Origin of the sequence: Oceaniradius stylonematis (genome assembly GCF_003149475.2) — a bacterium.
Taxonomy (GTDB): Bacteria; Pseudomonadota; Alphaproteobacteria; order Rhizobiales; family Rhizobiaceae; genus Roseitalea; species Roseitalea stylonematis.
In genome coordinates, this window is sequence record NZ_QFWV02000004.1 from 1087224 (window position 1) to 1100510 (window position 13287).

The following is a 13287-nucleotide window of genomic DNA, read 5'->3' on the forward strand; positions in this document are numbered from 1 at the left end:
GCTCCGGCGGCACACGACATTGCCGCCGACCGATCGCGCCACAGGAGAGGTGTCATGTTCTCGCTCAGGTTCGCAGCCTATCTGCTCATCGCGCCGGTGCTCGCCGGCAGCTTCATCGTCGCCTTGTTGACCGTTGACATGTTCGAAGCCTCCTACATTTCGATTGCCGCCATTGCCGGAGCCGTGCTCGGCATTCCCGCCGCATGGTGGCTGGCCAACAAGCTCGACAAGCTGATCCAGCCCAGAGCCTGACCGCCGCGCGGACGCCGCGCGCCAGCATGTTGTGAACAAGGCCCTGTCCGGTTGACGCTTCCTGCGGGATGCGGCAATCGGACGGGGCTTTTGTCTGTGATGGAGTGCTGAGGCATGTCGGACGTCCATGGTGTCGCGCGCGATCATTTGCGCGCCTTCGTCGAGCGCATCGAACGGCTCGAGGAGGAGAAGAAGACGATCGCCGACGACATCAAGGACGTCTATGCGGAAGCCAAGGCGAACGGCTTCGACACCAAGGCTCTGCGCAAGATCGTCGCCATCCGCAAGCAGGACCAGAACGAGCGGCTCGAGCAGGAAGCGGTTCTGGACACCTACATGGCCGCTCTCGGCATGCTGAACACGCCGGACGAATAGCCGCGCAAATGCGTCAGTTGGTGGCCGGGATCTGCAGTTGCAGGGGCCGACCGTCGCCGCCGCTCTGGCCGCCATCGAAGCGCGCCACGGCGAGGAACGTCACCGCATTGCCCGTCAGCCGGCTCGGATCGGGCGGCGGTGCCTTCGAAAAGCCGGCGGTGTAGACCGCATCGGGCGCGTCCCGCGTGGCGTTTCTGAGAAATTCCGGACGCTCGGTGGGCCGGCCTTCGGCAGTGACCGAAGCGACCGAAACCGTCCAGTCGCCGAACCGGGCCGGATCGATCCGGTCGGCGGGCACCACAGGCACGGTGGGCGGCTGCACCGATACGGCATCGCGTGCCGAGGGGCGCGCCGATTTGGCCGTCGTCGTAACGCCCGTGTCGAGCGCTGCGGCAAGGATGGCATCTTCGTCCGCACGATCGGGGCGCGGCGCGGGGATCGCGATGCGGCCGCCGCGTCCGGTCGTGTCTTCGCTGTCGTCGCTTGCCGACACTGCGGCCGGCGCAGGCGCGGTCGGCGGGACCATCGGCTCGACGGGCGCATAGGCGGCCAGTTGGGTGAGCGGATCGGCCGCTTGCGAGGCGTCTGCCGGGCGCGGTGCGGGGGCCGGCAATGCGGCCAGCAATGTCGGGGCTTCGCCCGCCACCGGTGCGGGTGCGGTCCCGGCCTCCGCTGCTGCCAGCAGGGCCACGGCCTGGTCGCCGGCGGGTCTGGCGGCGATGGCAGGCCGGTCGCGCGGGACGGGCGGGGTCAGCGAGGCAAGAAGGGTTGCCGGTCCATCGGGTTCGGCGGGCGCGGGCGCTGGCGGCGGTGCCGCGGGCGCAACAACCGGCGCTGGCGCGGATGCCGCTGCGGCAGGTGGCTGTGCCGGCTGCGGATCGCCGACCCGGACACCGGGGATCAGCGCGCGCGGTACAGGAAGGCGCAGGCCGACCGTGCTGGTCGCCGCGGGCGGCGTCTCGGGCGCCTGCGGTGCGGCTGCGATCGTTGCGGGCGCAACTGCGGCGGGTGCAACGGGCTGCGGCACGGCGCGCGGAGCTGCGGCGGGACGCGGCAGATCGCGTCCGGAAAGCGCGGCCAGCGCGGTTCCCGGTGTCTCCGGTGCCGCCTGGCGGCGCGACGGCGCGGAAGGCTGCGACGCGCCGGCCGAGGCGCCGTCGTCATTGTCGCGGCCAAACAGATTGGCCAGCAGGTTGCCGCCGCCACCGCTGCTGCCGCGCTCGCTGTCGCCGCCACCGCTGCGGCGCGTGCGGCCGAAGGTGGGCGGCTGGCCCGAGCGTTCGCGGGCATTGTAGGCGGCGAGCGCCTGCTGATAGCCGGGCAGGCGCCGGCCGTCGGGCGGCAGGTGCAGCGTCTTGCCGTCGGGGAACAGGCGCGTGAGTTCCGATCTGCTCATGCGCGGCCAGGCCCGGACACTGCCCGTGTCCAGATGCACGAACGGCGTTGCCGATTTCGGGTAGTAGCCGACGCCGCCTCCCTGCAGCTTGAAGCCCAGTTCGCGCAGCTTGCGGGTGGGCACGCCGGGAATGAAGAAGTCCATCGCCTTGCCGAGCGTATGCTGGCTCTTGCGGGCCTGGCCGCCGCGCGTGCGGCGCAGCATCGAATTGGTCGCCGGCGACCGGTAGGCGGAGACGACGTGGATGTAATCGCGCGCGCCCGACGCCTGATAGACCTCCCAGACGAGGTCGAACAGTTCGGGATCCATGTTGGTCGGCTCGTTGCGCCGGTGGTCGCGCAGGAAGCGGTTGAGCTTGTTGAGCCCGCTGCGCACATAGCTTCCGTTGCGCTTGAAGGTGATCTCGGCGCGTTCGCCGGTGTGGGTGAAATAGAGTTTGAGCGTGCGCGTTTCGGCGGCGGCCTGGGCCGGCGCGAGCACGGCGCCGGCGGCGACAATGAACATGAGCGCAAGCGCCACGGATCGAAGCTCGCGCAGCCTGTCAGCCCGGTTTGCCCGCCATTGTCGTCCGGTGAGGCTCAAAGCGCACCAATCCGTCTTGTCCCGGCGCCCGGACATCCGCCCGTGACGCGTCCCTGGACGCTACCCGCAACGTGGTTAACCGCTCCTTATCGTCTCCTGCCATCTTGCCGGACGCAAATCAACGCCCTGACCGATGGGAGAGCCGGCCGGAACGGAAGGCGCGGGCTTCCCCGGGCGGTTATGTCCGACCCAAATGCGGTGGAAGCGTGGCAAAACGGCCATAGCGGCCCGGTTCGGGCCGGCTTGGTTACCGATGCGTTAAGGCATGGTTCGGCCCGGCCGCGTCGCGATCAGTGGCGCGGTTCGCCGATCCCGTATTCGCGGAGCTTGCGATAGAGCGTCGACCGGCCGATGCCCAGACGCCGGGCGATCTCGCTCATCTGGCCGTCATAATGGCCGAGCGCATGGGCGATCACATCGGCCTCGATGTCGCTGAGCGCGCGGGCGTGATTGTCGGCATCGAGGAGCGGCAGCCGATGCGGGTCCGTATCGGGCTGCCATTGCCGGTCAGCGCCGTTGCCCGTGTCCGGCGCGGCGGGCACCGCATCGTTCGGCGCGGGAACCAGCAGCCTGTTCGGTGCGGTCTGGCGCGGCGCCGCCGCCTGGCGCACCGGATCGACCTGGGCCGCGATGTGGGCGAAATCGGCGGCATCGAGCATGCCGCTGTCGCTGAGGACGATCGCGCGGAACAGTTCGTTCTCCAGCTGGCGCACATTGCCCGGCCAGTCATAGCTGCGCAGAACGTCCATCGCCGCGTCGGTGATGACGGGCTCCTGGGCGCGCCCGGCGCGGTGCGCCTGGCGGGCGGCAATATGGGCGACGAGCGCCGGCAGATCGTCGGCGCGCGCGCGCAGCGACGGCGTCAGGATCGGAAACACGTTCAGCCGGTAATAGAGATCCTCGCGGAAGCGACCCTCCCGGACGGCGGCGATCAGGTCGCGGTTGGTGGCCGAAATCAGCCGCACATCGACCGTGCGCCCGGCGCGGGCGCCGACCGGCTCGACATGGCCGTCCTGGATGGCGCGCAGCAGCTTGACCTGTGCGGCCAGCGGCAATTCGCCGATCTCGTCGAGGAACAGCGTGCCGCCATCGGCCTCGACGAACTTTCCGGTGTGTTTTTCGGTGGCGCCGGTGAAGGCGCCCTTTTCGTGGCCGAACAGGATGGATTCGACCAGATTGTCGGGGATGGCGCCGCAATTGACGATCACCAGAGGCCGTCCGGCGCGCGGGCCCTTGGCCGCGATCGCGCGGGCGACCAGTTCCTTGCCGGTCCCCGATTCACCCTCGATCAGAACGGGAATGTCGCTCGACGACGCCTTCTTGATCAGCCGGCGGACCCGTTCCATCTCGCGGCCGTCGCCGACCAGTTCCACCGGCACCGGCTTGAGGCGGGCCCTTCCGCGTGCGGCCGTTTCGGCTGGCGCCAGATTGGTGCGGGCGACCTTGACCGCGTCGCGCACGGTCTTGGCGAGCCGTTCCGGGGCGACCGGCTTGACCAGGAAATCGAAGGCGCCCGCACGCATCGCGCTGATCGCCACGTCGATGCTGCCCTGGGCCGTCTGGACGATGACCGGGACATCCGCGCCGCGCTCGCGCAGCGATTTGAGCACCGCGATGCCGTCCATGTCGGGCATCACCAGATCGAGCACCATCGCATCGACCGGTTCGGCATCGGCGCCGGCCAGCCGGTCGAGCGCCGAGGGCCCGTCGCCATAGGCCGCCACCGACAGGCCGTCACGCGTCAGCGCGGCCTCGGCGAGGCGGCGCTGGACCGGATCGTCGTCGACGATGACAATGGTGGATGTCATGGCTTGCACTGTCGGTTTGGCGGCCTAGAGTCCCGCCCGATGATGATGGTTCGCAATGCGCCAAGCTGACACAGCGCCGTTGCGATAGCGCTAAGACAGACCGGCGCATTTGATGCAAATTGGAAGAGGACACGCAATGGCCGTATCAGGCTTGATCGGACGGGAACGCCAAAACGCGGCACCGGAGCAGAGCGTCGAACAAGGCCGCGATGCCGATCTGGGCGATCTGCCCACATGGCGTCTGTCGGACCTTTATGCGGCGATGGACAGCGCCGAGCTCCACGCCGATCTGGACCGGTCGGCAAGCGAGGCGAAGGCGTTTTCGGAGCGCTGGAAGGGCAGGCTGGAAGACGCGGCTCGCGCCGGAACGCTCGGTGAGGCGATCGAGGCATTCGAGGCGCTCGAAGACCTTCTGGGACGCATCGCCTCCTATGCGGGGCTGCTTTACGCCACCGACACGTCCGACGAGGCGCGGGCCAAGTTCTATGGCGACATCCAGCAGCATCTGACCGAGGTATCGACGCATCTTCTGTTCTTCTCGCTGGAGATGAACCGGATCGATGAGGCGGTGCTGGACGCGGCCTACGCGAAGAGCGACACGCTCGCCCGCTACAAGCCCTGGATCGACGATCTGCGGCTGGAAAAGCCCTACCAGCTCGAGGACAGGATCGAGCAGCTCTTCCTTGAAAAATCGGTCACGTCGTCGGCCGCCTTCCAGCGCCTTTTCGACGAGACGATGACCGGGTTGCGCTTTGACGTGGGAGGCGAGGAACTGCCGCTCGAACCGGTGCTGACGAAGATGCAGGATGCCGACCGCAGCGTGCGCCGGCAGGCGTTCGAGGCGCTCGCGCAGACCTTTGGCGGCCATGCGCGCACCTTCACTCTGATCACCAACACGCTGGCCAAGGACAAGGACATTTCGGACCGCTGGCGCGGCTTTGAGGATGTCGCCGATGCGCGCCATCTGGCCAACCGGGTCGAACGCGAGGTGGTCGATGCGCTGGTCGCCTCGGTGCGCGACAGTTTCCCGCGCATCTCGCACCGCTACTACGCCATGAAGGCGCGGTGGCTGGGCACCGACATGATGGATGCCTGGGACCGCAACGCGCCCTTGCCCGACACGCCGCAGGCGGTGATCGGCTGGAACCGCGCGCGGCAGATCGTGCTCGATGCCTATGCCGGGTTCTCGCCGGACATGGCCGGCATCGCGCAGCGCTTCTTCGACGAGGGCTGGATCGATGCGCCGACCACGCCCGGCAAGTCGCCCGGCGCCTTTGCCCATCCCACCGTGCCGTCGGCGCACCCTTACGTGCTGCTCAACTATCAGGGCAAGCCGCGCGACGTGATGACGCTGGCGCACGAACTGGGCCATGGCGTGCACCAGGTGCTGGCCGCCGGGCAGGGCGCGCTGATGGCGCAGACGCCGCTGACGCTGGCCGAGACCGCCTCGGTCTTCGGCGAGATGCTGACCTTCCGGTCCATGCTCGACGCGACCGACGATCCCGTCGAGCGCAAGGCGATGCTGGCGCAGAAGGCCGAGGACATGATCAACACGGTGATCCGGCAGATCGCCTTCTACATGTTCGAGCGCAAGGTGCACGAGGCGCGGCGCGCGGGCGAACTGACCACCGCGCAGATCGGCCAGTTCTGGCTCGAGGTGCAGGGCGAGAGCCTGGGCCCGGCGATCCGGCTCAATGAGGGGTACGAGCTGTTCTGGACCTATGTCCCGCACTTCATCCGCTCGCCCTTCTACGTCTATGCCTATGCGTTCGGCGATTGCCTCGTCAATTCGCTCTATGCGGTCTACCAGAACGCGCAGAGCGGCTTTCAGGAGGCCTATTTCGACATGCTGCGGGCCGGCGGCTCCAAGCGGCATGGCGAATTGCTGGCGCCGTTCGGGCTCGATGCGTCCGATCCGGGGTTCTGGGCCAAGGGGCTCGGCGTGATCGAGGGCATCATCGACGAGTTGGAGGCGATGGACCGGTGAGCGCGCCGCCCCGCGCCGGCACGTTTGCGCGCAACGGTTATGCCGAGGCGTTCACCATCGGGCTCAGACCGCTGACCGATCCCGCCGCCTGGCTCGCGCCGGACACGCGCCTTGCCGCCAATCTGGCCGAAAAGGACGCGCTGATCGCGGCGCGGCGCGGCGATGTGTTCCGGGCGCGCGACAACACGCTGGCCGCCCAGACCGAGGCGCTGCGCCTTCTCGCCGGTCACCTGCCGGCCGCCTTCCCCGACGTCTATCGGCGGGACGGGGCGGATATCGCGATCGGCGGTACGGACAAGGCCGTGCGGATCGACGAACACGATCCGGCACCGCTTTTGACCGCCTCGCGGCTTGTCGCCGACGATCTGGTCTTGATGCGCAAGCATGACGATGGCTGGCGGCTGGTTGCGGCCAGCCTGTGCTTTCCGTCCTACTGGTCCCTCGCCGAGAAATTCGACCGGCCGCTGGCGGCGATTCACGCGCCGGTGCCCGGTTTCGCCGCCGGCACGCGCAACGCGGCGCTGATCGAGCGCATGTTCGACAATCTCAAGCCGGGCACCGTCGTCGGACGGTCCAACTGGTCGGTGCACGACAATGGCGGCCTGTTTCGCCCGCAGCCGCACCCGTCGCACCTGTTCGCCGGCGAGGACGACATGGCGACGTTGGCGAAAATGCATCTGCGCAGCGAGGACCAGACGCTGCGCAAGCTGCCGGAGACGGGCGACATGCTGTTCACGATCCGCGTCGCGACCGATCCGATGGCCGGCATTTTCGACCATGAAGGGCTGGCCGCGTCGCTCGCCGCGCGCTTGCGGGCGCTGGGCGCCGCCGAGCGCGACTATAAGGGGCTGCAGTCCGGGCGCGATCTTCTGGCCGATTGGCTGGAGCGCGGCGGTCCATAAAGCGGGTTCCGTCTTCTCCGCCATTGTCATAAGTTGGCACAGACGGGGCAAGAATGGAGAGTTGGCCATGGGTTCAACTGTGATGAGGGCGCGCGGGTCCGGTCCGGCCCGGGCGCTGAGGTTTCTGGCGGTGGCAGCAGGCGCGGTGGCGTTGGCCGGCTGCACGATTGCAGCGCCCGGCGGCGGCGGCAGCGTGCGGGCGCCGTCAAGCGCCGGCATCATCGATGGCGCATGGGGCGATACGGGCGGCGTCGCAACGGCAAGCCTGACAAACGGGCGCTTCGTCAGCGTCGCCAACGACACCGGCAACCGTGTCGCGGAAGGCACCTATGTCTACACCAGCCGCGAATCGGTCGCGCTCGACTATTTCTCGCTTCTGCGGCAGACGCGCATCCGCGCCAACTGCGTGCTTGCGAACCCGACGACGCTGAACTGCACCAACGACAGCGGCCAGCAGTTCCAGCTCGTTCGCAGCGCCGCCGTTTCCTGAGGCGCGCGCCGGCCCGCATTCAGGCTGCGCAATCGGGTTCGTTTTGGTTCGGCATCGGCGCCGAAAGCCGTTGACGCGCCCGTCAAATGGCTGTCACATAGCTTTCGGACAAGCCGTGGCGGTGCGCCTCGGCGCGGTAGTATGCAGACGGGAGGACCCCATGAAAAAGACGGCGATGCTGATGGCGCTGAGCGTATCGGCGGTGGCTTTGAACACCGGCAGCGCGGCGGCGGATTACACGCTCGACATCCTTCACATCAACGATCTGCACTCGCGCATCGAGCCGATCAACCGTTTCGATTCCACCTGCAGCGCCGATGACGAAGCCGAAGGCAAGTGCTTTGGCGGGGTCGCGCGGGTGAAAGCCAAGATCGACGAGCGCCGTGCCGCGCTGACCGACGAGGGCGGCAACGTGCTGGTGCTCGACGCGGGCGACCAGTTCCAGGGCTCGCTGTTCTACACCACCTACAAGGGTGAGGCGGCTGTCGAGTTCATGAACGGCATCGGGTTCGATGCGATGGCCGTCGGCAATCACGAGTTCGACGACGGGCCCGAGGCGCTCAAGACGTTCATCGAAGCGGCCGAGTTCCCGGTGATCTCCGGCAACACGCTCGCCGGCGCGAGTTCGCCGCTCGCCGACATGATCGACGGCTACATCATCAAGGAAGTCGGCGGCGAGAAGATCGGCATCGTCTCGGTGCTGGCCACCGATACCGACGAGACATCGTCACCCGGCCCGACGATCCTTTTGATCGAGGAAACGGGCTATCTTGAGGGCGCGGTCGCCGAACTGGAGGCCGAAGGCGTCAACAAGATCATCCTTCTGTCCCATGTCGGCCTGCCGCGCGACAAGGAGATCGCCGCGGCGGTCGACGGGATCGACGTGATCGTCGGCGGGCATTCGCACACGCTCCTGTCGAACACGGACGAGAATGCGGCCGACACCTATCCGGTGATGGTGCAGAACCCGTCCGGTCAGGATGTGCCGATCGTCCAGGCCTATGCCTATTCGAAGTATCTGGGCGAGTTGCGCGTCGTCTTCGACGACGAGGGCAATGTGGTTTCCGCCGAGGGCGAGCCGCATCTGCTCGATGCCTCGGTGACCCCGGACGAAGCGTTCGCCGCGCGTGTCGCCGAACTGGGCGGCCCGATCGAGGAGCTCAAGGCCCGTCCGGTCGGCGAAACGACCGATGCGATCGAGGGCAGCCGCGAAGTCTGCCGCGCGATGGAATGCGCGATGGGCAATCTGGTGGCCGACGCGATGCTCGACCGGGTGCGCGACCAGGGCATCCAGATCGCCATACAGAATGGCGGCGGCCTGCGCGCGTCGATCGATTCGGGCGAAATCACGATGGGCGAGGTGCTCACCGTGCTGCCGTTCCAGAACACGCTTGCGACGTTCCAGCTTTCCGGCGCCGACATCATCGCCGCGCTCGAGAACGGCGTCGGCCAGATCGAGGAAGGCGCGGGACGGTTCCCGCAGGTTGCGGGCCTGAGCTATGTGTTCGACGTCAGTGCCGAGCCGGGCAGCCGCATCTCCGACGTGATGGTGATCGACGCGGACGGCAACGCGACGCCGCTCGACGAGGGCGCCACCTACGGCGTCGTCTCCAACAACTTCATGCGCAAGGGCGGCGACGGTTATGCCATGTTCGCCTCCAATGCGATGAACGCCTACGATTTCGGCCCCGGCCTCGAACAGGTGGTCGCCGACTATCTGGCCGAGAATGCGCCCTATTCGCCCTACACGGACGGCCGCATCATGGCCGCCGCCGATATGGGCGAGGCGATGGAAGGCGATGCGGAGGAAGCGCCGGCCGAGGAGATGGCCGCCGAGGAAACCGAAGTGGTGCCTCCCGAAACGGCGCTGGCCGCCGAAACGCTGTCGAGCGAAGGCCCGGTGATCGAGACCGAGGANGCCGAGGTGGTTCCGCCTGAAACGGCGCTCGCCGCCGAAACGCTGTCTTCGGAAGGGCCGATGATCGAGACCGAGGAGGCGCCCGCCGAGGAGATGGCTGCCGAGGAAATGGCTGCCGAGGAAGACGCCACCNTCCGCCGCCGACCGCGCTTTCGGCCGAAACGCTTTCAAGCGAAGGGCCGATGGTGGAAGCCGAGCAGGAGACCTACGTCATCCAGAGCGGCGACACGCTGTGGGAACTGGCCCGCGAGTTCTACGGCGATGCCGAGATGTGGCCAAAGCTTGCGGACGCCAATCCGGAACTGGTGGCCGAGGGCCTGGAGATCGGTACCGAGATCGTCGTCCCCGCGCCCTGATCCGTTTGGCGTCAGCGACGTAGACAATATGCCCGCCGCATTTGCGGCGGGCATCGTCTTTCTGGCCGTCCCTCTTGCTGCCGGCGGCCGCTTGGCCCAATTGCCGCATTGAATTCGCGTGCGCAGGGCTTAGTTTGTGATCCGATACGGGAACCTGCCATGAACATGAAGTCGACCGTCGATCGTGCCCTTGCCAAACAGGTCGGACCGCTGCCTGACGGGCATCCGTCGGTGCGGATCGGCAAGATCGGCGTGCTGCTGATCAATCTGGGGACACCCGACGGCACGGATTTCCGCTCGATGCGCCGCTATCTACAGGAATTCCTGACCGACAGCCGCGTGATCGAATGGCCCAAGGCGCTGTGGTATCCGATCCTTTACGGCATTGTCCTGAACACGCGCCCTGGCCGTGTCGGCAAGGCCTATCAGGAAATCTGGAACAAGGACAGGGACGAGAGCTATCTGCGGACCTACACGCGGTCGCAGGCCGAAAAGCTCGCCGAGGCCTTGAAGGCGAACGACAATGTCGTCGTCGACTGGGGCATGCGCTACGGCAATCCGTCGATCGCATCGCGCATCGAGGCGCTGCGCGCCGAAGGGTGCGACCGGATCGTTGCCTTCCCGCTTTACCCGCAGTTTTCCGCGACGACGACGGCCACCGTGAACGACAAGGTGTTCGAGGCGCTGTCCAAGACGCGTTTCATGCCGGCGCTCAGGACCGTTCCGGCCTATCACGACGAGCCGGTCTATATCGAGGCGCTGGCGCGGTCGATCGAGGCGCATCTTTCGACGCTCGATTTCGAACCGCAGCGCGTGATCGCCTCCTATCACGGCATCCCGCAGAGCTATTTCAAGCGCGGCGACCCCTATCATTGCCACTGCCACAAGACCTCGCGGCTGCTCGAACAGCGGCTGGGATGGGATAAGGGCCGGCTGATGACCTGCTTCCAGTCGCGATTCGGGCCTGAGGAATGGCTCCAGCCCTACACCGACAAGACGCTCGAAGCGCTGCCCGCCGAAGGTATCACCAGGGTCGCCACCTTCAATCCGGGTTTTGTTTCCGATTGCCTTGAAACGCTGGAAGAGATCGCCGGCGAAGGCGCCGAGATCTTCGAGGAAGCGGGCGGCACCCACTACACCCACATTCCGTGCCTCAACGACAGCCCCGAAGGGATGAGCGTCATCGAGACGCTGGTGCGCCGGGAGCTGCAGGGCTGGGTGTGACGGTTTCGGCGGGCCTCAGGCCACGCCGAGCCGCAACAGATCGTGCAGGTGGACGATGCCGACGGGTTTTTCGTCCTCGACGATCATCAGCGCGGTGATCGAGGCGGCGTTGACGATGGTCAGCGCGGTGGCGGCCAGCGCGTCGGCGCCGATGGTCTTGGGGTTGGTGGTCATCACCTCGTCGGCGCGCATCGCCAGGAGATCGGTGTCGATGTGACGGCGCAAGTCGCCGTCCGTGATGATGCCGGCGAGGCGCCCGTCGGGATGGACGATGCCGACGCAGCCGAACCCTTTCTGCGAGATCTGCATGATCGCTTCGCGCATCGAGGTGCCCGAGGGGACGAGCGGCAGCTTGTCGCCGGTATGCATGATGTCGCCGACGCGCGTCAGGCTGGCGCCCAATTGCCCGCCCGGATGGAAATCGCGGAAATCGGCGGCGGTGAAGCCGCGCTCCTCAAGCAGCGCCACCGCCAGCGCGTCGCCGATGGCCAGTTGCATGATCGACGAGGTGGTCGGTGCGAGCCCGTGCGGGCAGGCTTCCTCGGCCTTGGGCAGAAGCAGCACGATGTCCGCCTCGCGCGCAAGCGCCGAACCGGCCCCGGCGGTGATCGCGATCAGCGGAATGGAAAAGCGCCGGGAATAGCTGATGATGCCGCCAAGCTCGCGCGCCTCGCCCGACCATGACAGGCAGATGATCGCGTCCTGGCGGGTGATCATGCCCAGATCGCCGTGATTGGCCTCGGACGGGTGGACGAAGCTCGCCGGCGTGCCGGTCGAGGCGAAGGTCGCGGCCATCTTCGAGCCGATATGGCCGCTCTTGCCGACGCCGGAAACGATCACCCGGCCGCTGACGCCGCGCATGGCCGAAACGGCGGCGGCGAACGGCTCGCCAAGACCGTTTTGCAGCGCGTCGGCGAGCGCGCCAAGCCCGTCACGTTCGGTGGAGAGCGTGCGCAGGGCCGACTGCATGGCGTTGGGTTTGGTCAGCATGTGGGTCTTGTCCGCGCGTCGGTCCGGTGTCCGATATCGGTCAGCTATTGCATCGGAGCGTCCTTGTCCATCGGGCCATACTTCCATGGCCGATTCAACGCTTCGTTAACCTCGATTGTTTACCGCTTGGCAAGATATCGGACAATGGCGGGACGAACGCAACGTGGCAGGGCGCCGGCACACAGAAGATCGTCGCAGGTGGCGTGCCGCCGCCGCGCTGGCGCTGGCCGGCAGTCTGGTTCCGGCCACCGCGCATGCCCAGCTTGTTCCGGACCTGCGGGGCGAAGTGGAAGAAAACGTTCTGGGCATTCCGCGCAGCGGCGTCGTCGCGCCCTCGGAAGCGGGCCGAACCGAGCCGGCGCCTGCGGCGGTGCCACGCGCGCGCCCGCCGGCCGATGAACCCGACGACGGACCGGCGGTCATCACGTTCGACGATACCGATCCGCTCGATGCAGCCGAGGATGCCAACACCGATTCCATCGACGCGCTGATCGCCGCTTCCGGGGCACCCGATCCGGACGATCCGGCCCGTTTCGGCCGCGTCGAGGCGACGGGTTCGGTCGGCCCGCTTGCGCGCGGCACCGGCTCGGCCGATGAAAACCCGTTCGCGCCGCTGGGCCTGCGTCTCGGCACCTTCACCGTCTTCACCACGCTCGATCTGGGCGTCAGCCACACGCGCTCGCAAAGCACGTTCGAAAACACGGGCACCACGCCGCTGACCTACGGCACCGCCGACAGCCAGGGCACGTTCGGGGAAGCGGCGCTGACCCTGCGCGGCACCTCGGACTGGAGCCGCCACGCGCTAGACTGGGGTTTTTCGGGCCGGCTGCCGGTGCGGCTTTCAGGCGAGGCGGAGACCGAGCCGACCGCGCAGGCCAATGCGGCGCTCAGGGTCGATATCGACCGGGAGACCCAACTGAACCTATCGGGCGCCTATTGACCTGAGCCCCATCTCTCATCCAGCTGAGTGAAGAGCCCGGGTTTTCAATTGTGGCCTCATGCGGCCT

10 protein-coding genes and 1 pseudogene are annotated in these 13287 nt (G+C 67.3%); 8 read left to right on the forward strand and 3 right to left on the reverse strand.

Annotation, left to right across the window (positions count from 1 at the left end; translation table 11 throughout):
• Positions 1-54 precede the first annotated feature (54 nt).
• Together DEM25_RS08870 and DEM25_RS08875 are read left to right on the forward strand one after the other, a co-directional pair.
• Entirely contained in the window at positions 55-252 is a 198-nt protein-coding gene (locus DEM25_RS08870) for a CTP synthetase (protein WP_109768612.1), read from the forward strand.
• A 114-nt stretch (positions 253-366) separates the two neighbouring features.
• A complete protein-coding gene (locus DEM25_RS08875; protein ID WP_109768613.1) occupies positions 367-627 on the forward strand; it encodes a DUF2312 domain-containing protein in 261 nt (86 codons plus the stop codon).
• Positions 628-640: 13 nt separating this feature from the next.
• On the opposite strand, the gene DEM25_RS08880 is transcribed toward DEM25_RS08875, so the two are convergent.
• Positions 641-2527 (reverse strand): peptidoglycan L,D-endopeptidase MepK, encoded by a 1887-nt coding sequence (locus DEM25_RS08880; protein ID WP_109768632.1) that lies wholly within the window; start codon positions 2525-2527, stop codon positions 641-643.
• A gap of 368 nt (positions 2528-2895) precedes the next feature.
• Positions 2896-4413 carry a sigma-54-dependent transcriptional regulator gene (locus DEM25_RS08885; protein WP_109768614.1) on the reverse strand — a complete coding sequence of 506 codons (1518 nt, stop codon included), beginning with the start codon at positions 4411-4413 and terminating at the stop codon, positions 2896-2898.
• 136 nt (positions 4414-4549) lie between these two features.
• Between DEM25_RS08885 and DEM25_RS08890 the strand changes: the two genes are divergently transcribed.
• The 5 genes and pseudogenes from DEM25_RS08890 to hemH all read left to right on the forward strand — a co-directional run bounded on the left by DEM25_RS08890 (position 4550) and on the right by hemH (position 11290).
• The gene (locus DEM25_RS08890) at positions 4550-6400 is read left to right on the forward strand and encodes a M3 family oligoendopeptidase (RefSeq protein ID WP_109768615.1); all 1851 of its coding nucleotides are present in this window, start codon (positions 4550-4552) and stop codon (positions 6398-6400) included.
• The gene (locus DEM25_RS08895) at positions 6397-7302 is read left to right on the forward strand and encodes a heme-dependent oxidative N-demethylase family protein (RefSeq protein ID WP_109768616.1); all 906 of its coding nucleotides are present in this window, start codon (positions 6397-6399) and stop codon (positions 7300-7302) included. The genes DEM25_RS08890 and DEM25_RS08895 overlap by 4 nt, the downstream gene beginning before the upstream one ends.
• A gap of 67 nt (positions 7303-7369) precedes the next feature.
• Complete coding sequence (locus DEM25_RS08900; RefSeq protein WP_147393294.1) at positions 7370-7792, forward strand: Omp10 family outer membrane lipoprotein; 423 nt, start codon at positions 7370-7372, stop codon at positions 7790-7792.
• Between the two features lie 160 nt (positions 7793-7952).
• Positions 7953-10066: pseudogene (locus tag DEM25_RS08905) on the forward strand (5'-nucleotidase C-terminal domain-containing protein).
• A 159-nt stretch (positions 10067-10225) separates the two neighbouring features.
• Positions 10226-11290 (forward strand): ferrochelatase, encoded by a 1065-nt coding sequence (hemH, locus tag DEM25_RS08910; RefSeq protein WP_109769514.1) that lies wholly within the window; start codon positions 10226-10228, stop codon positions 11288-11290.
• 15 nt (positions 11291-11305) lie between these two features.
• Here hemH and DEM25_RS08915 read toward each other — a convergent pair whose 3' ends face one another.
• Entirely contained in the window at positions 11306-12280 is a 975-nt protein-coding gene (locus tag DEM25_RS08915; protein WP_109769513.1) for a KpsF/GutQ family sugar-phosphate isomerase, read from the reverse strand.
• Between the two features lie 163 nt (positions 12281-12443).
• Here DEM25_RS08915 and DEM25_RS08920 point away from each other — a divergent pair, with 163 nt between their 5' ends.
• The gene (locus DEM25_RS08920) at positions 12444-13220 is read left to right on the forward strand and encodes an outer membrane beta-barrel protein (RefSeq protein WP_158585217.1); all 777 of its coding nucleotides are present in this window, start codon (positions 12444-12446) and stop codon (positions 13218-13220) included.
• Positions 13221-13287: the final 67 nt, after the last annotated feature.

What these genes read in the sequence shown, in the direction of transcription:
- DEM25_RS08885 (WP_109768614.1), bottom strand. Translation starts at nt 4,413, where the DNA reads ATGACATCCACCATTGTCATCGTCGACGACGATCCGGTCCAGCGCCGC.
- DEM25_RS08870 (WP_109768612.1), top strand. Translation starts at nt 55, where the DNA reads ATGTTCTCGCTCAGGTTCGCAGCCTATCTGCTCATCGCGCCGGTGCTC.
- DEM25_RS08900 (WP_147393294.1), top strand. Translation starts at nt 7,370, where the DNA reads ATGGGTTCAACTGTGATGAGGGCGCGCGGGTCCGGTCCGGCCCGGGCG.
- DEM25_RS08890 (WP_109768615.1), top strand. Translation starts at nt 4,550, where the DNA reads ATGGCCGTATCAGGCTTGATCGGACGGGAACGCCAAAACGCGGCACCG.
- DEM25_RS08880 (WP_109768632.1), bottom strand. Translation starts at nt 2,527, where the DNA reads ATGTTCATTGTCGCCGCCGGCGCCGTGCTCGCGCCGGCCCAGGCCGCC.
- DEM25_RS08875 (WP_109768613.1), top strand. Translation starts at nt 367, where the DNA reads ATGTCGGACGTCCATGGTGTCGCGCGCGATCATTTGCGCGCCTTCGTC.
- hemH (WP_109769514.1), top strand. Translation starts at nt 10,226, where the DNA reads ATGAACATGAAGTCGACCGTCGATCGTGCCCTTGCCAAACAGGTCGGA.
- DEM25_RS08915 (WP_109769513.1), bottom strand. Translation starts at nt 12,280, where the DNA reads ATGCTGACCAAACCCAACGCCATGCAGTCGGCCCTGCGCACGCTCTCC.